This is a genomic window from Pseudoxanthomonas mexicana (assembly GCF_001556105.1).
GTDB lineage: Bacteria > Pseudomonadota > Gammaproteobacteria > Xanthomonadales > Xanthomonadaceae > Pseudoxanthomonas_A > Pseudoxanthomonas_A mexicana_A.
In genome coordinates this window covers 96,360-113,079 of sequence record NZ_LSIF01000065.1, presented here as the reverse complement: position 1 = coordinate 113,079, position 16,720 = coordinate 96,360, and the positions used below count along the sequence as shown (strand labels likewise).

Annotated in this window: 16 protein-coding genes; 6 read left to right on the top strand and 10 right to left on the bottom strand. The window is 67.9% G+C overall.

The features are described from left to right. Nucleotides 1-28: 28 nt before the first annotated feature. The 3 genes from AX730_RS12145 to AX730_RS12135 form a co-directional block, all read right to left on the bottom strand. Nucleotides 29-526 (bottom strand): putative signal transducing protein, encoded by a 498-nt coding sequence (locus AX730_RS12145; protein ID WP_062356786.1) that lies wholly within the window; start codon nucleotides 524-526, stop codon nucleotides 29-31. A 9-nt stretch (nucleotides 527-535) separates the two neighbouring features. Next, nucleotides 536-1,450, bottom strand: coding sequence for an acyl-CoA thioesterase II (gene tesB / locus AX730_RS12140; protein ID WP_062356783.1), 915 nt, complete (start codon nucleotides 1,448-1,450; stop codon nucleotides 536-538). 69 nt (nucleotides 1,451-1,519) lie between these two features. Further along, a complete protein-coding gene (locus AX730_RS12135; RefSeq protein WP_062356781.1) occupies nucleotides 1,520-2,092 on the bottom strand; it encodes an N-acetylmuramoyl-L-alanine amidase in 573 nt (190 codons plus the stop codon). Between the two features lie 78 nt (nucleotides 2,093-2,170). Here AX730_RS12135 and AX730_RS12130 point away from each other — a divergent pair, with 78 nt between their 5' ends. The 3 genes from AX730_RS12130 (at nucleotide 2,171) to rlmKL (ending at nucleotide 5,449) form a co-directional block, all read left to right on the top strand. Beyond that, nucleotides 2,171-2,662 (top strand): MOSC domain-containing protein, encoded by a 492-nt coding sequence (locus AX730_RS12130; RefSeq protein WP_062356779.1) that lies wholly within the window; start codon nucleotides 2,171-2,173, stop codon nucleotides 2,660-2,662. Further along, entirely contained in the window at nucleotides 2,659-3,186 is a 528-nt protein-coding gene (locus AX730_RS12125) for an alpha/beta hydrolase (protein WP_062356950.1), read from the top strand. Before AX730_RS12130 ends, AX730_RS12125 begins: the two co-directional genes overlap by 4 nt. A 127-nt stretch (nucleotides 3,187-3,313) precedes the next feature. Next, entirely contained in the window at nucleotides 3,314-5,449 is a 2,136-nt protein-coding gene (gene rlmKL, locus AX730_RS12120; RefSeq protein WP_062356775.1) for a bifunctional 23S rRNA (guanine(2069)-N(7))-methyltransferase RlmK/23S rRNA (guanine(2445)-N(2))-methyltransferase RlmL, read from the top strand. A gap of 6 nt (nucleotides 5,450-5,455) precedes the next feature. Here rlmKL and AX730_RS12115 read toward each other — a convergent pair whose 3' ends face one another. The 6 genes from AX730_RS12115 to aptA all read right to left on the bottom strand — a co-directional run bounded on the left by AX730_RS12115 (nucleotide 5,456) and on the right by aptA (nucleotide 12,345). Further along, nucleotides 5,456-6,301 carry a cyclic di-GMP-binding domain-containing protein, MshE-related gene (locus AX730_RS12115; protein ID WP_062356772.1) on the bottom strand — a complete coding sequence of 282 codons (846 nt, stop codon included), beginning with the start codon at nucleotides 6,299-6,301 and terminating at the stop codon, nucleotides 5,456-5,458. 43 nt (nucleotides 6,302-6,344) lie between these two features. Next, complete coding sequence (locus AX730_RS12110) at nucleotides 6,345-6,710, bottom strand: response regulator (protein ID WP_232310242.1); 366 nt, start codon at nucleotides 6,708-6,710, stop codon at nucleotides 6,345-6,347. Between the two features lie 113 nt (nucleotides 6,711-6,823). Next, the gene (locus AX730_RS12105) at nucleotides 6,824-8,047 is read right to left on the bottom strand and encodes a serine hydrolase domain-containing protein (RefSeq protein ID WP_062356769.1); all 1,224 of its coding nucleotides are present in this window, start codon (nucleotides 8,045-8,047) and stop codon (nucleotides 6,824-6,826) included. Between the two features lie 32 nt (nucleotides 8,048-8,079). After that, nucleotides 8,080-9,570 carry a CoA-acylating methylmalonate-semialdehyde dehydrogenase gene (locus AX730_RS12100; RefSeq protein WP_062356766.1) on the bottom strand — a complete coding sequence of 497 codons (1,491 nt, stop codon included), beginning with the start codon at nucleotides 9,568-9,570 and terminating at the stop codon, nucleotides 8,080-8,082. 219 nt (nucleotides 9,571-9,789) lie between these two features. Next, entirely contained in the window at nucleotides 9,790-10,905 is a 1,116-nt protein-coding gene (gene ald, locus AX730_RS12095) for an alanine dehydrogenase (protein WP_062356764.1), read from the bottom strand. A gap of 66 nt (nucleotides 10,906-10,971) precedes the next feature. Further along, the gene (gene aptA, locus AX730_RS12090) at nucleotides 10,972-12,345 is read right to left on the bottom strand and encodes an omega-aminotransferase AptA (RefSeq protein WP_062356761.1); all 1,374 of its coding nucleotides are present in this window, start codon (nucleotides 12,343-12,345) and stop codon (nucleotides 10,972-10,974) included. A gap of 205 nt (nucleotides 12,346-12,550) precedes the next feature. Between aptA and AX730_RS12085 the strand changes: the two genes are divergently transcribed. From AX730_RS12085 to AX730_RS12075, 3 genes are all read left to right on the top strand, one after another. Beyond that, nucleotides 12,551-13,099 carry a cupin domain-containing protein gene (locus AX730_RS12085; protein ID WP_062356758.1) on the top strand — a complete coding sequence of 183 codons (549 nt, stop codon included), beginning with the start codon at nucleotides 12,551-12,553 and terminating at the stop codon, nucleotides 13,097-13,099. A 152-nt stretch (nucleotides 13,100-13,251) separates the two neighbouring features. After that, nucleotides 13,252-14,754: an aldehyde dehydrogenase gene (locus AX730_RS12080; RefSeq protein ID WP_062356755.1), complete on the top strand. Its 1,503-nt coding sequence runs from the start codon at nucleotides 13,252-13,254 to the stop codon at nucleotides 14,752-14,754. A 135-nt stretch (nucleotides 14,755-14,889) separates the two neighbouring features. After that, complete coding sequence (locus AX730_RS12075) at nucleotides 14,890-16,176, top strand: MFS transporter (RefSeq protein WP_062356753.1); 1,287 nt, start codon at nucleotides 14,890-14,892, stop codon at nucleotides 16,174-16,176. Here the strand turns inward: AX730_RS12075 and AX730_RS12070 are convergent. After that, entirely contained in the window at nucleotides 16,173-16,634 is a 462-nt protein-coding gene (locus AX730_RS12070; protein WP_062356750.1) for a bacteriohemerythrin, read from the bottom strand. The two genes, AX730_RS12075 and AX730_RS12070, sit on opposite strands and share 4 nt — an antisense overlap. Nucleotides 16,635-16,720: the final 86 nt, after the last annotated feature.

The window sequence follows — 16,720 nt, the reverse complement described above, 5'->3', positions numbered from 1 at the left end:
ACCGGTGTTGGCACGCCACACCCCCAGCTCAACCGCCGGAGGCGGGCAGGATGCGGATGCGATCCTCTTCCTCGTCGGCCGGGGCGGACTCGGCCGGTGCCGGCTGTTCCTGGGGCTGCGGCACGACCGTTGGGGGCGGCGCCGGACGCCGCAGCCACATCACCACGGCCGCCAGGGCGATCAGCGCGAGCAGGATCAGGCGGATGCGCCATACCCATCGGCGTGGTGGCGTGTCCGCATCCTGCGGGCTGTTGAAGGTGAGGGCGGACGCATAGCCAGGCCGCGTACTTTCCAGCAGGCCGGCGTCGCGCAGCAGTTCGCGCGCACGTGGCTGGTCGTCGGCATGCCGCACCCACACCGAAGGCTGCAGTTGCGCTTTCACCGGTTCGGTGTAGCTGAACTGGCCGCCTCGTTTGCTGTGGTACGAGCGGCCATTGCTGATGTGCACGGGAATGCCGGCATCGGTCAGCAGCTTGGCCACGCCTTCGACGGTTTCGATCCGCTGGCTGGAAAACACTTGCCGCATGCTGGCTCCTCAGTCTTTCGCCGGGACGGCCGCGGCCGCTTCGGCATCGGGCACCACGCGGATCAGGCCCTCCTGCGCGGTGCTGGCGACCAGCCGGCCCTGGCGGTCGAAGATCTGCCCGCGCGCCAGTCCGCGCGATCCACTCGCGCTGGGGCTGTCGATGGAGTACAGCAGCCAGTCGTCCGCGCGGAACGGCCGATGGAACCAGAGGGCATGGTCCAGCGAAGCCATCTGCACGTTCGGCTGGTAGTAGCTGATGCCGTGCGGATAGGTCGCGGTGCCCAGCAACTGGAAATCGGACGCGTAGGCGAGCAGGGCGCGATGCAGTTCCGGCGAGTCGCCGACCGGCTCGCTCAGGCGGAACCACACCTGCTGGAACGGCGGACGCTTCGGCGGATTCAGTTCGTCGCGGGGATACACGTGGCGGAACTCGAACGGCCCGCGCCGCGACATCCAGCGCTGCACCTTCGGCGGCAGCGTGGCCATGACTTCGGCAAGCACCGGCGGTGCGGCTGCGATGTCTTCCGGCTGCGGTACCTCCGGCATCGACACCTGGTGTTCGGCGCTTTCTTCCTCGGCCTGGAACGAGGCCGCGCAGAAGAAGATCACCCGGCCGTGCTGGATGGCGGTGACGCGGCGCACGGAAAAACTGCCACCGTCACGCGTCCGGTCCACTTCGTAGACGATAGGGGCTTCGATGTTGCCGGCACGCAGGAAATACGCGTGCAGCGAATGCGCACGACGCTCGCCGGCACCGCCGTCGACGGTCGCTTGCGCCGCCGACAGCGCCTGGCCCAGCACCTGTCCGCCGAACACGTACTTGGTGCCGATGTCGCGGCTCTGCCCGCGGAACAGGTTGTCTTCCAGCCGTTCCAGCGACAGCAGTTCGATCAGCTCGGAAACGACGGGTTCGGGTGCGGGCACGGCAGGGCCTGGGATGCGTGGCGAGCCGGGATTATAGCCGCGGGGGCGTGGCCGCCCTCCCCGCGGAGATCAGGGAATGAGCCGTTCCAGCGGCGTTGCGCGGAGCACCGCATCCCACGGGAACATCGGCCCCGGATCCATCTTGCGCGGCACCTGCACCCCGGGATTGTCGCTGGCCGGCTCGTGCGCGGTGTCGAGGTCTTCGTGGCCGGCGATGAAGCGCAGTGCGGGCAGCGTCGCGCGAAGCTCTCCGAGAAGCGCGACCAGCGCATCGATCTGTACCTCGGGATAAGGCTCCTCCATCGACTGGCTGCCTGCGGCCAGCCAGTCGGGATAGCGCCCGCTGTTCACCAGTTCGATGCCGACCGAACGCGGGTTGTAGCCACGCACGTGGTGGGCGACGCGCCCGGGCCGCACGTAGACATGCACGCTGCCGTCGCGGTCGACGTAGTAATGGCCGCAATTGCCGGTACCGGAGGCATGCAGGATGCGTTCGCCGTAAACGCGCGCGGTGGCGAGATCCGGCAGCTCGGTGCAATGGATGACGACCAGATCGATCTGGTCCAGCGGTCGTGCCTCCAGCCGGTCCTCATAGGGCAGCGGATCGACGACGGATTGCAGTGCGGAGGGGTCGGGGGCCATGCGCCGATGCTAGCAGGGCGGGGCGGGCCGCAGCCCGGTCCGGTAAACTGGCGGCCTTCCACGACGCGCGGGTTTCCCATGCCGCTCAATCCCGATTCCCCGTTGGCCAAGCTGATGGCCACCCTGCCGCGTGCCGGCAAGGTGGAATGGATCGGCCTGCGTCCGGCGCGCGACGAACTCATGGTCGCCACCGGGGCCGTCGAGGCCGTGGCCGGCGCGGGCCTGGTGGGTGACCGTTACAACGGCGGCAGCGGCAAGCGCGGCATCACCCTGATCCAGGCCGAACACCTGCCGGTCATCGCGGCGCTGGCGCAGCGTCCGGATCTCGCGCCGTCGCTGCTGCGCAGGAACGTGGTGGTGTCCGGTATTCCGTTGATCGCACTGAAGCAGCGCCGCTTCCGCATCGGCGACGCCGTGTTCGAAGGCACCGAAGAATGCGATCCATGCTCGCGCATGGAAGATGCGCTCGGGCCGGGCGGCTACAACGCCATGCGCGGCCACGGCGGGTTGTGCGCGCGCATCGTCGAAGGCGGTACGTTCCGTATCGGCGACGCGGTGGAAGCGCTCTGATGCGTGGCCATTGCATCCTCGCGCATGGCTTCGAGAGCGGCCCGGACGCGACCAAGGTCACCGCGCTGGCCGACGTGGCCGAGCGACTCGGCTGGACGCACGAGCGCCCGGACTTCACCGACCTGGATGCACGCCGCGACGTCAGTTCGCTGGGCGACGTGGTCGCGCGGCTGGATCGCCTGCGTGGCCTGGCCCAGGCCGCGGCGGCACGTGGGCCGGTGGTGCTGGCCGGCTCCAGCCTGGGGGCTTACATCGCCGGGCGCATCTCGTTGGAGGTGCCGGTGCGCGGCCTGTTCCTGATGGCGCCGCCGATCGCGATGGGGCCGCTGCCGGACCTGGACGCCGCCGCGATCCCGGTGTCGATCATCCACGGCTGGGACGATGAACTGATCCCGGCGCAGGCCGTCGTCGACTGGGCGCACGTGCGCCGCGCGCGGCTGCTGCTGGTGAACGATTCGCACCGTCTTTCCGATCACGTGGCCGCGTCGGCAGACGCCTTCGGGCAGTTGCTGGCAGGTCTCTGACGTTCATTGTCGTCGTGCCGGCGATGGCCGGCGTCCACGTTGCCGCCACCCGGGCAGTCGCCCGGGAAAGCCGCATCGGTCCCCACGGTTGCAGGGACGACGCGCACCATCCATTCGAGGTTCCGCTTTGAAATTCTTCGTCTCCTGCGCCAAGGGCCTGGAATACCTGCTTGCCGATGAGCTGGTCGCGCTCGGCGTGCCCACGGCCACGGCCACCGTCGCCGGCGTCAATGCCGAAGGCGAGCCGGTCGATGCGCAACGCGCCGTGTTGTGGTCGCGCCTGGCGAGCCGCGTGCTGTGGCCCATTGCCGAGTTCGAATGCCTCAGCGAACAGGCGCTGTACGACGGCGTGATGGCGATGGCGTGGGAACAGCACACGCGGCCGGAGCTGACGCTGGCGGTGGACGCCCATGTCTCGGGCGAAGCGATCACGCACGCGCGCTTCGCCGCGCAGCGCGTCAAGGATGCGGTGGTGGACCGCTTGCGCCAACAGGGCCTGGAACGGCCGTCGGTGGACGTGGAGCAGCCGGACGTGCGTATCAACCTGTCGTTGCGCAGGAACCGCGCGACGATATCGATCGACCTGGGCGGCGGCCCGATGCACCGCCGTGGCTGGCGGCAGGCGCAGAACGATGCGCCGTTGAAGGAAAACCTGGCGGCCGCGGTGCTGATGCGCGGCGGCTGGCCGGCGCTGTACCACGAAGGTGGCGCGCTGCTCGACCCGATGTGCGGCAGCGGCACGCTGCTGATCGAAGGTGCCCTGATGGCGGCCGACGTCGCGCCGGGGCTGCAACGGCATGGCAACGTGCTGCCGTCGCGCTGGCTGGGCTTCGACGTGGAGGCGTGGCGCACGCTGTTCGCCGACGCGGTGCAGCGCGAAGCGGACGGACGCAAGGCGCTGCGGCCGGCGTTCTTCGGCAGCGACATCGACCTGGGCGCGATCCGCGCCGCCCGCGACAACGCCGTGCTCGCCGGCTTGGCGGGGCAGTTGCAGTTCGACGCGCGCGATGTGGCGCAGTTGCCGGTGCAGGAGGCGCCGCGCGGCCTGGTGGTCTGCAATCCGCCGTACGACGAACGCCTGGCGGCCGATGCCGAGCTCTACCGCGCGCTGGGCGATGCCTTGCAACGTGCCGTGCCGCAGTGGCGCGCCAGCCTGCTGTGCGGCAATGCCGACCTCGGCTATGCGACCGGCCTGCGTGCCGGCAAGAAGTACCAGCTGTTCAACGGTGCGATCGAGTGCGCGCTGATCGTCTGCGATCCGGTCGCCACGCCGGCGCGCGAGCCGCGCGAAGCCAAGCCGCTGTCGGATGGCGCGCAGATGGTGGCCAACCGGTTGCGCAAGAACCTGAAGAAGTTCAAGCGCTGGCGCGAACAGGAACAGGTGACCTGCTACCGCGCCTACGACGCCGACCTGCCCGAGTACGCCGCCGCCATCGACGTCTACCTGGAAGAGGGCGGCCAGGCACGGACGTTCCTGCATGTGCAGGAGTACGCTGCACCGGCCACCATTCCCGAGCATGACGTGCGCCGCCGTTTCAGCGAGTTGCTCGCGGCCACGCGCGAGGTGTTCGGTGTGCCGCAGGAGCAGATCGCGGTGAAGTCGCGCGAACGCGGCAAGGGTGGTTCCAAGTACGGCCGCATGCAGCAGCGCGACGAGTTCATCGTCGTGCGCGAATCGGGCGCGCTGCTGCGGGTCAACCTGTTCGATTACCTGGACACGGGGCTGTTCCTCGACCACCGTCCGCTGCGCCGGCGCATGGCGCAGGAAGCGCGCGGCAAGCGCTTCCTCAACCTGTTCTGCTACACCGGCGCGGCCAGCGTGCAGGCGGCGGTCGCCGGCGCGGCCACCACGACCAGCGTCGACCTGTCCGCGACCTACCTGCAGTGGTGCGCCGACAACCTGGCCGAGAACGGACTGGGTGGCGCGAAGCATCGCCTGGTGCAGGCCGACGCGGTGCGCTGGCTGGAAGCGGAGCAGGCCGAGTACGACCTGGTGTTCTGCGATCCGCCGACGTTCTCGAATTCCGCGCGCGCCGACGATTTCGACGTTCAGAGGGAGCAGGTGCGCCTGCTGCGCGCGGCGGTCGCACGGCTGTCGCCTGATGGTGTGCTGTATTTCAGCAACAACTTCCGCCGCTTCAAGCTGGACGAGAACGCGGTGGCCGAGTTCGCGCGCTGCGAAGAGATCAGTGCGGGCACGATCCCGCCGGATTTCGAGCGCAACGCCCGCATCCACCGCGCGTGGCGGCTGACGCGGGCATAGGCCGCGTCAGCCAACGATCAGCACGAAATCACCATGCTGCGAGGCCATCGACAGGGCGAGCGTGCTGTGGCGCGCCGCCAGGTCGGCGGCGGAGAGCGCGGTGCTCGGCGGTTGCGCACGGTAGCTGGCGTCATCGGCCAGCGTGTCGCGCACCACATAGCCCATCAGCACGTTGACCAGCTCGCCCAGCGCATCCACCGCGAGTTCGTCGTCGCACTGCTCGGGCGTGATCGAGAGTAGTGCGCAGGCGATCGCCTGCATGGTGGCGCGGCCGCAGCCGATGCCGATCAGCAGCGAATCCGTACCGGCGTCGATGCGCACGTGCGCGGTGACCTCGCAGGCCGCGAGCGTGGCGGCGTCGGCGATGCCCGAGGCTTGGCACTGGCTTCCCACCAGGCGCGGGAACAGGCGGTTGCTGACACGGATCGCGCTGGTGGCCACGTCGGCCAGCGCATGGCCGGCGATGCCCAGTGCGAGCGCGTGGTTGGCCTCGTCCAGGTCGCGGCGGTGCGCGACCAGTTCGCTCTCCAGTTGCTCGGTGGTCAGCGCGCCCTGATCGACCAAGATCTGCCCGAACAGCTTGCGGCCCTTCTTCTGCGCGGCCAGCAGTACGTCGAGCTGACCGGCATCCAGCAGGCCCATTTCCAGCGCGATATCGCCGAATCGACGGTCCTCGGCGCGCTGGCGGTCGTTGATGCGGCGGGCTTGCGTCGCATCCAGCATCTGGTGGTGCACGGCGAGTTCGCCGAGCAGGGGATTGGAGGCACGCTGCGCGTCGAGCGCGGCCAGCAGTTGCGCCGAGGTGATGGTGCCGCGTTCCAGCAGGAACTGGCCCAGGAATTTCGCTGCCATGATGTGGTCTCGTACTGAAGTGGAAGGAGAACGTGCGCGGCGGTCAGGCGACCGCTTCGTGCAGCACGCGATCCATCACTTCCGGATCGATGGGTTTCTGCAGGTACGACTTGGCGCCCAGCTTCAGGCAGTCCTCGATATCGCTCTGCGCACCGAGCGAGCTCAGGATCACCACGCGGGCATCGGGATCCTGCGCCAGGATGCGCCCGAGCGCCTGCTTGCCGTCGCATTCGGGCATCACCAGGTCCAGCAGCACCACGTCGGGCTTCAGCGCCTGGTACTGGTCGAAGGCCTCGTTGCCGTTGCCGGCTTCACCGACGACGTCGAAGCCGCAATCGGACAATTGACGCGCGGCGAGCATGCGCAAGGCGCGCGAATCGTCGCAGAGCAGGACGGTTGGACGTGACATCGTGATGGATCCCCCTGTGGATCGTGTGGGCCGCGCGGCGGTTGCCGTCGCGGGGCGGCATGTAGGCACTATCGGCCAATGTGACACGATCTTGAGCGGGCCGTGGCCGGTCCTCAGCGACGTTCGGCCGCATCGGCGGCCAGGGTTTCCTCGATGCGGCGGAACGCGGAATGGTCACCGGCCGGGGATCCGCCCGCATCGGTGGCGAAATAGGCCACGCCGGTGCCCGCCTTCAGGTCCACCCACAGCCCCGACAGCAGGCCGTAGGCGTCGCCGGCATGACCGACGCGCGCGATGCCGTCGCCGAACGGATCGTCGCCGCAATCCTTCGCTGGTGTTGCCAGCGTCTGCACGGCCAGGCCGTAACGGCAGAAGAAGGCCCTGGTCCGGCCGTCGCCGGTATCTTCCTCGTGGGTGACGCCGTTGCGGCCATCGAAGGTCCACTGCGGCGTCAGCATCGCGGCCACGGTGTCGGGTGCCAGCAGGCGAACGCCGTCGACCTCGCCATGGTTGAGCAGCAGCCGGCCGATCTTCGCCAGTCCGTTCGCCGGGATGCGCAGGCCGCCCTGCGGCGAGAACAGCGCGCCGTTTTCACCGGCCTTCCAGCGCGCAAGGTCGCAGTCCGCGCCTTCCGCGATGACCACCGAACACGGCGGCCTGCCTGTGCGGTTCTCGTCACGCACCGGTCGACGGTCGCGGTACAGCACCACCGCGCGTGTTGCGGTGGCGTCATCGCAGCTTTCCCAGTTGTAGCAGGCATCGAGCTGCAGCGGTTCCAGCACCAGGCGGCGCATCAGCCGGTCGAAACGCTCGCCGGTGACGTTCTCCATCGCCATCGCCACCAGCGGGAAGTTGAGGTTGGTGTAGCGGAAACGCGTGCCGGGTGCGTGCGCGTCGTCCCAGGCCTTCGGGTCATCGAGGATGCCCTTCAGCGGTTGTCCCAGCGGCGTGGCGTAGTAGCCGGCCGCGTCGGTCAGGCTGGAGCGGTGCGACAGCAGCAGGCGCAGGGTGATCGGTGTGTCGGGGAACTGCGGGTGGCGCAGCGACCAGCCCAGATAGCGCGAGACATCCGCATCCAGGTCGAGCGTGCCGGCGTCGACCAATCGCATCACGCCGATCGCGGTCACCAGCTTCGAAATGGAGGCGACGCGCACCGGATCGTCGGCGGTGGCCTTGCGGCCGGTGGCGAGATCCGCCATGCCTTCCGCACGCGTGCTGGTGATGCCATCGCGGTCGAAGGCGACGCGCACCTGCGCGACGGGTTCGCCCGCCGACGCGATCGCCACGGCGGCGAGGCAGGGCAGCAGGGCCAGGATGCGGATACGACGGAAGGACATGCGCCAGTACCTCACGGGAACCGGCACCGACTTTACTTCATCGTCGGCATCACGAACTCGGCCACGTGGGTCTCCGGCCAGCGGGCGGTGATCGTCTTCAGTCGCGTGTAGAAGCGCACGCCATCCGGCCCGTGTACGTGGAGCGGACCGAAAATCGAGCGCTTCCAGCCGCCGAAGCTGTGGAACGCCATCGGTACCGGGATGGGCACGTTGATGCCGACCATGCCGGCCTGCACGCGGTGCGCGAACTCGCGCGCGGCGCCACCGTCGCGCGTGAACACGGCGGTGCCGTTGCCGTACTCGTGTTCGTTGACGAGGTTCAACGCAGCATCGAGATCGGGCACGCGCATCACGCACAGCACCGGGCCGAAGATTTCCTCGCGGTAGATCGTCATCTCCGGCGTGACGCGGTCGAACAGGCAGCCGCCGAGGAAGAAGCCGTCCGCGTGGCCGTCGACCACATGGCCGCGGCCGTCGACGACGAGGTCGGCGCCTTCCGCGACGCCGGCGTCGACATAGCCGCGCACCTTGTCGCGGTGCGCGCCGGTGACCAGCGGACCCATCTCGGGATCGAGGCAGCCGGGACCGATCTTCAGTGCGGTGACTTTCGGTGCCAGCGTCGACACCAGTGCATCCGCGGTGGCATCGCCCACGCAGACCGCCACGGAGATCGCCATGCAGCGTTCGCCGGCCGAGCCGTAGCCTGCGCCGAGCAGCGCGGACACGGCGCCGTCGAGGTCCGCATCAGGGAGCACGACCATGTGATTCTTCGCACCGCCCAGCGCCTGCACGCGCTTGCCGTTGGCGGAGCCGCGCGCGTAGATATATTCGGCGATCGGCGTGGAGCCGACGAAACTCAGCGCCTGCACGCGCGGTTCGTCCAGCAGCGCGTCCACCGCGACCTTGTCGCCGTGCACGACGTTGAACACGCCGTCCGGCAAGCCCGCCTGCTTCAGCAGGTCGGCCATGAACAACGCGGCGGACGGGTCGCGTTCGGACGGCTTCAGCACGAAGGTGTTGCCGCAGGCCAGGGCCACCGGGAACATCCACAGCGGCACCATGGCCGGGAAGTTGAATGGCGTGATGCCGGCGACCACGCCGAGCGGCGCGTATTCGCTCCACGAATCGACATCGCGGCCGACGTTCATCGAATGCTCGCCCTTGAGCAGGTGCGGGATGCCGCAGGCGAACTCGACGACTTCCAGCCCGCGCGTCACTTCGCCGCGCGCATCGGACAGCACCTTGCCGTGTTCCGACGTGATGATCTTCGCCAGGTCGCCAGCGTGTTTCTCCAGCAGGTCCTTGAAGCGGAACATCACCCGCGCGCGGTTCAGCGGGGTGGTCGCGGACCAGCCCGGAAAGGCGTCGGACGCGGCGTCCACCGCCTGCTTCACATCGTCGGCCGACGCCAGCGGCACGCGCGCGGTGACGGTGCCGGTGGCCGGATCGAACACATCGCCGAAGCGGCGGCTGCCGCCTGCCACCCGCTGTCCGTTGAAGAAGTGATGCAACGCTTCGGTCATGGCGGGCTACCTTGCTGTATCCCTCGCCCCGCGTGCGGGGAGAGGGTGCCCGGAGGGCGGGTGAGGGGCGACGGAGCGGGTACGGATGGAAGCGATGTGTTGTATCGAGTGTGCGGATGCTCGACGTGTCGGGAGCAGGTCGCGCCTACGAGCGCCGGCGTGCCCCTCATCCGCCTTCGGCACCTTCTCCCCGCAGGCGGGGAGAAGGGAGCAGCAGGATCAGGCCAGCGCCTCGCGCGCGGGCACGTAGGCGTAGCCGAGGTCGTCGGCGACCGCCTTGTAGGTGACCTTGCCGGCGTGCACGTTCAGGCCGTTGAGCAGGTGCTCGTCGTCCAGCAGCGCCTGCTTCGCGCCCTTGTTCGCCAGTTGCACGGCGAAGGGCAGGGTGGCGTTGGTCAGCGCGAAGGTGGACGTGCGGGCGACGCCGCCCGGCATGTTCGCCACGCAGTAGTGGATGATGCCGTCCACTTCGTAGGTCGGGTTCTGGTGGGTGGTGGCCTTCGAGGTCTCGAAGCAGCCGCCCTGGTCGATCGCCACGTCCACCAGCACCGAGCCGGGACGCATCAGCTTCAACTGCTCGCGCGACACCAGCTTCGGCGCGGCGGCACCGGGGATCAGCACCGCGCCGATCACCAGGTCGGTGTCGGGCAGGCGCTCTTCGATGGCGTCGCGGGTCGAGTAGATCGTGGTCAACTGGTGGCCGTACAGCTCGTCCAGGTACTTCAGGCGGTCGAGCGAACGGTCGAGGATGGTGACGTGCGCGTTCATGCCCATCGCCATGCGCGCGGCATTGATGCCGACCACGCCGCCGCCGATCACCAGTACTTCCGCCGGCTTCACGCCCGGTACGCCGCCCAGCAGCACGCCGGAACCGCCCTGCGCCTTCTCCAGCGCGTGCGCGCCGGCCTGGATCGACATGCGGCCGGCCACTTCCGACATCGGCGCCAGCAGCGGCAGGCCGCCCTTGCGGTCGGTGACGGTTTCGTAGGCGATGCAGGTGGCGCCGGAGGCGACCAGCGCCTTGGTCTGCTCGGGATCGGGCGCGAGGTGCAGGTAGGTGTAGAGCACCTGGCCGGGGCGAAGCATCGCGCACTCGTTCGGCTGCGGCTCCTTGACCTTGATGATCATGTCGGCGCGGGCAAAGATCTCCGCCGCCGTGTCGACGATCTGCGCGCCGGCCTTGACGTACTGGTCGTCGGTCAGCCCGATGGCCTTGCCGCCGTCGCGCTGCACGAGGACCTGGTGACCATTCGACACCAGCTCGCGTGCGCCCGACGGCGTAAGGCCGATGCGGTACTCGTGGTTCTTTATTTCCTTGGGAACGCCAATCAGCATGTTGCTCTCCAGTAGCGGGAAGGGGCTTCGCGCGAGGGGGAGCGCTGGGGCCGTTGATCCGTAATTTTACGCGGTCGTCCGTATGGTGTCCGCGAGAATGTTTGCGATCCGGTCGATGTGAGACTTCTCCACGATCAACGGCGGCGACAGCGCGATGACATCACCGGTCACGCGGATCAGCAGGTGTCCCTCATGGAACGCGCGGCTGAACACGTCGTAGGCGCGCGCGCCGGGTGCACCCGCGCGCGGAGCGAGTTCGATGGCGCCGACCAGGCCGAAGTTGCGGATGTCGACGACGTTGGGCAGGCCTTTCAGCGAGTGCAGCGCTTCCTGCCAGTAATCGCCCAGTTCCAGCGCCTTGTCGAACAGGTTTTCCTCTTCGTAGGTATCCAGCGTGGCCAGCGCAGCGGCACAGGCCAGCGGATGGCCGGAGTAGGTATAGCCATGGAACATGTCGATGGCGTTGTCCGGCCCGCTCATGAAGGCCTCGAACAGTCGCTCGGACACGAAGGTCGCGCCCATCGGCACGCAGCCGTTGGTGATGCCCTTGGCGGCGGTGATCATGTCCGGCGTCACGCCGAAGCGCTGCGCACCGAAGGCATGGCCGACGCGGCCGAAACCGGTGATCACTTCGTCGAAGATCAGCAGGATGCCGTGCTTGTCGCAGATCTCGCGCAGGCGCTGCAGGTAGCCCTGCGGCGGAATGACGACGCCAGCGGAACCGGAGATCGGCTCGACGATGACGGCGGCGATGGTCGAGGCGTCGTACAGCGCGATCTGCCGCTCGAGGTCCTCGGCCAGTTCGATGCCGTGCGGCGGCAAGCCCTTCGAGAACGCATTGCGCGACAGGTCCAGCGTGTGGCGGATGTGCGACACGGCTGGCAGGCCGGGACCGAACCACTTGCGGTTGTTCGGCAGGCCACCCACGGACATGCCGCCGAAACCGACGCCGTGGTAGCCCTTCTCGCGACCGATGAAGCGCGTGCGCTGGCCTTCGCCGCGCACGCGGTGGTAAGCCAGCGCGATCTTCAGTGCGCTGTCGACGGCTTCGGAACCGGAGTTGCTGAAGAACACCTTGGTGAGGTCGCCCGGCGCGAGTGCGGCCAGGCGCTCGGCCAGCTTGAACGGCAGCGGCGAGCTCATCGAAAAATTGGGCGCGAAGTCGAGCGTGCCGATCTGCTGTTTCACCGCCTCGACGATGCGCGGGCGGGCATGGCCGGCGTTGCAGCACCACAGACCGGCGGTCGCGTCGAGTATCTCGTTGCCGTCGACGTCCTTGTAGTGCATGCCCGAGGCACTGGCGAGCAGGCGCGGCTTGGCCTTGAACTGCTTGTTGGCCGTGAACGGCATCCAGAAGTTGTCCAGCGAGCCCGGCGCCTCCAGGTTCTGGCGTGCGTAGTGGTCGGCGAGGGCGGAGGAGGGGGTGTCGTCAGCGCTCATCACGGCTCCGGGGCAAGGATTGGGCGCAGCTTAGCGCGTTGAAAAAACTTTACAACCGTGCCGAAGGTCGGATCTGCTGTGTTGCCCGCCTCCCGGCCCGCCTTCGTTCATAAGGCTGACGAACTGGTCTGAAATCATGGATTGACCGGCCTGCCACGGGGTGTAAAGTATCCCGCAACACTTCGGTCTCCCGGCAAGGGTGGTGATGGACATCGGCGCACGCCTGCAACTGGTCCGCAAATCCAAAGACCTCAGCCAGCGCGAGCTGGCCAAGCGCGTGGGCGTCACCAACAGCACCATCTCGTTGATCGAGCAGAACAAGGTCAGCCCGTCGGTCAGCTCGCTGAAGAAGGTGCTGGACGGCATTCCGATCTCGCTGGCCGACTTCTTCACCCTTGAACTGGAAAAAGGCCTGCCCGACAGCCCGTTCTATGTAGCGGACGAGCTGCCGGACGTAGGCAGCAATGGCATCCACTATTTCCTTGTCGGCCAGCATCGTCCGCAGCGGCAGATGTGCATCCTGCGCGAGGTCATGCCGCCGGGCAGCGACACCGGCGACAGCATGCTGGCGCATGACGGCGAAGAAGGGGGGGTGGTGATCGCCGGCGAGATCGAGGTGACCGTCGGCGACCAGGTCCGCGTGCTCAGGGCGGGCGAGGGCTACTACTTCGAAAGCCGCGTACCGCACCGGTTCCGCAATGTCGGCGAGGTCGATGCGGTGATCGTCAGCGCCAACACACCGGCGACGTTCTAGATGATTCGAGCCCCTCTCCTGTCGGGAGAGGGGTTGGGGTGAGGGTGCGGCGAAGCCGGTGCAGTTCCGGCGTCCCGGATCCCGCCACACCCTCATCCGGCGCTATGCGCCACCTTCTCCCGGTGGGAGAAGGGAACCCACCAGGAGATCCCATGACCGCACCCCGCACGCAACAGGACTGGCAGGCGATGGCTGCCGGATTGTCGATCCGCACGCAGGCCTTCATCGACGGCAAGTATGTCGATGCCGCGGCCGGCAAGACGTTCGATTGCATCAGTCCCATCGACGGTCGCGTGTTGGGCCAGGTGGCCGACGGGCAGGAAGAGGACATCAACCGCGCCGTCGCGGCGGCGCGCCGCAGCTTCGATGCCGGCGCGTGGTCGAATGCGCGTCCGACCCACCGCAAGAAGGTACTGCTGAAGTTCACCCAGCTGATCGAGCGTTATGCGGACGAACTGGCGCTGCTGGAGTCGCTGGACATGGGCAAGCCGGTCAGCGATGCGCGCAGCGTCGACCTGGCCGCGACCATCCGCTGCATGGGCTGGACCGCCGAGGCGCTGGACAAGGTGTATGGCGAAGTCGCCGCGACGGGGCCGGACGAACTGGGCCTGATCACGCGCGAGCCGCTGGGCGTGGTCGGCGCGATCGTGCCGTGGAATTTCCCGCTGCTGATGGCGTCATGGAAACTGGCGCCGGCGCTGGCGACGGGCAACTCCATCGTGCTCAAGCCCTCGGAGAAATCGCCGCTCACCGCGATCCGCCTGGCCGAGATCGCGATCGAGGCCGGCATCCCCGCCGGCGTGCTGAACGTGGTGCCGGGTTTCGGCAAGACCGCGGGCGAGCCGCTGGCGCTGCACATGGACGTGGACGGCCTGGTGTTCACCGGGTCGACCGCGGTCGGCAAGCGGCTGCTGCAATGCGCCGGGCTGTCGAACATGAAGCGCGCGTACATGGAGTGCGGCGGCAAGAGCCCGAACATCGTGTTCGCCGACGCGCATGATCTTGAGGTGGCCGCGAAGGCGGCGGCGGGCGGCATCTTCTACAACCAGGGTGAGGTCTGCACGGCGGCCTCGCGCCTGCTGGTGGAACGCTCGATCAAGGACGAGTTCGTCGCCCGCGTCGTCGAGGCCGGCAAGGCGATGCGTCCGCGCCATCCGCTCGATCCGGGCGCGCCGATGGGCGCGATGGTCGACGAGGGGCAGACGCAGCGCGTGCTGGAGTACATCGAGAAGGGCAAGGCCGAAGGTGCCCGGCTGGCGCTGGGCGGAACGCGCGCCGACGTGGAAGCCGGCGGCTGCTACATCGAGCCGACCGTGTTCGACGACGTCGCGCACGAGCACACCATCAGCCGCGAGGAGATCTTTGGCCCGGTGCTGTCGGTGATCGGATTCGACCGCGAGGAAGACGCCCTGCGCATGGCGAACGACAGCGAGTACGGCCTCGCCGCCGGTGTGTGGACGCGCGACATCAGCCGCGCGCATCGCGTCGCGCGCACGCTGCGCGCCGGCAGCGTGTGGGTGAACTACTGGGATGGCGGCGACATGACCGCGCCGTTCGGCGGCTACAAGCAATCCGGCAACGGCCGCGACAAGTCGTTGCACGCCTTCGACAAGTACACGGAAATGAAGGCGACCTGGATCAACCTGGGCAGCTGATCATGCTTCGCGTGGGAGCGACGTCAGTCGCGATGAATGTCTCCGTTGCGCTGAGGTTTTTTCGCGACTGACGTCGCTCCCACGTCGTTCCTCCGGTTCTGCCAGAATCGCCCCGTCCCTCCGACTGGCCCGTCCATGACCGCCACTGCCGCCGTTGCCGCGCCCACCAACTCGCCCGGGCGCGTGCTGTTCGCCAGCCTGATCGGCACGACCATCGAGTTCTTCGATTTCTACATCTACGCGACGGCGGCGGTGCTGGTGTTCCCGCACCTGTTCTTCCCGCAGAGCGATCCGACCACCGCGACGCTGCAGTCCTTCGCCACCTTCGCGCTGGCCTTCATCGCACGCCCGGTGGGTTCGGCGTTGTTCGGCCACTTCGGTGACCGCATCGGCCGCAAGGCGACCCTGGTGGCGGCGTTGCTGACGATGGGCATTTCCACCGTGCTGATCGGCCTGCTGCCGACCTATGCGCAGGTCGGCATCCTGGCGCCGGCACTGCTCGCGCTGTGCCGCTTCGGGCAGGGCATCGGCCTGGGCGGCGAATGGGGTGGGGCCGTGCTGCTGGCGACCGAGAATGCGCCGCCCGGCAAGCGGGCGTGGTACGGCATGTTTCCACAGCTCGGTGCACCGCTGGGCTTCCTGTGTTCGACCGGCATCTTCCTGCTGCTGACCGAGGTGATGAGCGATGCGCAGTTCCTCGCCTGGGGCTGGCGCATCCCGTTCGTCGCCAGCGCAGTGCTGGTGTTCGTCGGCCTGTGGGTACGGCTGAGCATCGCCGAGACGCCGGATTTCCAGAAGACGCTGGACCAGGGCGAGCGCGTCAAGGTGCCGATGCTGACCACCATCCGCGAGCATCCGTTCGCGCTGGTGACCGGCACCTTCGCGCTGGTCGCCACGTTCGTACTGTTCTACCTGATGACGGTGTTCGCGCTGAGCTGGGGTACGTCCAAGCTGGGCTACACGCGCGAGCATTTCCTGATGCTGCAGATGGTCGGCGTGCTGTTCTTCGCGCTGACCATCCCGGTATCGGCGCTGTACGCGGACCGGTTCGGCCGGCGCAACGCGATGATCGTCGCCACGGTGCTGATCATCGGCTTCGGCTTCCTGTTCGCGCCGCTACTGGAATCGGGCAGCGACCTGGGCGTGCTGGCGTTCCTGGCATTGGGACTGGGCGCGATGGGCCTGACCTACGGCCCCTGCGGCACGATCCTCGCGGAGATGTTCCCGACGGCCGTCCGCTACACCGGCGCGTCGCTGGCGTTCAACCTGGCCGGCATCCTCGGTGCGTCGCCTGCACCGTACATCGCGACGCGGTTGGGCGAGCGCTACGGGCTGGCGTCGGTCGGCTGGTATCTGGCGGCGATGGCCGCGATGACGTTGCTGGCGTTGCTGGTCATGCCGCGACGCGGGACGTCCCGTTAACCGAACAATCGCCTGACGGTGCGGCTCAGCCAACCGCCTTGCTGGTGGTCGCGCACGAACTGGTTGAGGTGCCGCTTCACCGAGTCCGCATAGGCCTTGTCGTCGTTGCGGATATGGTTGAACAGCCAGCGCGACAGCATGCTGCGCAGTTCGTCCACAATGTCCTCGCCGGCCTCGAAGCGCAGGCGGTACTCGGACACACGTTTGGTGAACACCTCATGCACGCGCCGGTGCGCGGCACTGAACGGGTAGCCGGCCTCTTCCATCAGCTCTTCCTCGAAGGCGAAGTGCGACAACGTGTAGTCGACCAGCTCGTCGATCACCTCGCCGACGGCGAAGCGTTCCATCGATTTCTGGGTCACGTGGAGGTGGTTGATCATCTCCACGATGCGGCGGTGCTGGCCATCGATGATGTCGATGCCCGTGTCCATGTCGTCCTGCCAGATCAGCAGTGTCATGTGTGTGTCCCCTGCCGGCGGATGCCGGAATGCAGGGGAAATCTAGGTGTGCGCCCGCGTCGCGGCATTGATCGGGATCAATGCTG

What these genes read in the sequence shown, in the direction of transcription:
- AX730_RS12080 (WP_062356755.1), top strand. Translation starts at nt 13,252, where the DNA reads ATGACCGCACCCCGCACGCAACAGGACTGGCAGGCGATGGCTGCCGGA.
- AX730_RS12070 (WP_062356750.1), bottom strand. Translation starts at nt 16,634, where the DNA reads ATGACACTGCTGATCTGGCAGGACGACATGGACACGGGCATCGACATC.
- AX730_RS12130 (WP_062356779.1), top strand. Translation starts at nt 2,171, where the DNA reads ATGCCGCTCAATCCCGATTCCCCGTTGGCCAAGCTGATGGCCACCCTG.
- AX730_RS12110 (WP_232310242.1), bottom strand. Translation starts at nt 6,710, where the DNA reads ATGTCACGTCCAACCGTCCTGCTCTGCGACGATTCGCGCGCCTTGCGC.
- aptA (WP_062356761.1), bottom strand. Translation starts at nt 12,345, where the DNA reads ATGAGCGCTGACGACACCCCCTCCTCCGCCCTCGCCGACCACTACGCA.
- AX730_RS12135 (WP_062356781.1), bottom strand. Translation starts at nt 2,092, where the DNA reads ATGGCCCCCGACCCCTCCGCACTGCAATCCGTCGTCGATCCGCTGCCC.
- AX730_RS12115 (WP_062356772.1), bottom strand. Translation starts at nt 6,301, where the DNA reads ATGGCAGCGAAATTCCTGGGCCAGTTCCTGCTGGAACGCGGCACCATC.
- AX730_RS12100 (WP_062356766.1), bottom strand. Translation starts at nt 9,570, where the DNA reads ATGACCGAAGCGTTGCATCACTTCTTCAACGGACAGCGGGTGGCAGGC.
- AX730_RS12085 (WP_062356758.1), top strand. Translation starts at nt 12,551, where the DNA reads ATGGACATCGGCGCACGCCTGCAACTGGTCCGCAAATCCAAAGACCTC.
- AX730_RS12145 (WP_062356786.1), bottom strand. Translation starts at nt 526, where the DNA reads ATGCGGCAAGTGTTTTCCAGCCAGCGGATCGAAACCGTCGAAGGCGTG.
- AX730_RS12105 (WP_062356769.1), bottom strand. Translation starts at nt 8,047, where the DNA reads ATGTCCTTCCGTCGTATCCGCATCCTGGCCCTGCTGCCCTGCCTCGCC.
- ald (WP_062356764.1), bottom strand. Translation starts at nt 10,905, where the DNA reads ATGCTGATTGGCGTTCCCAAGGAAATAAAGAACCACGAGTACCGCATC.
- AX730_RS12075 (WP_062356753.1), top strand. Translation starts at nt 14,890, where the DNA reads ATGACCGCCACTGCCGCCGTTGCCGCGCCCACCAACTCGCCCGGGCGC.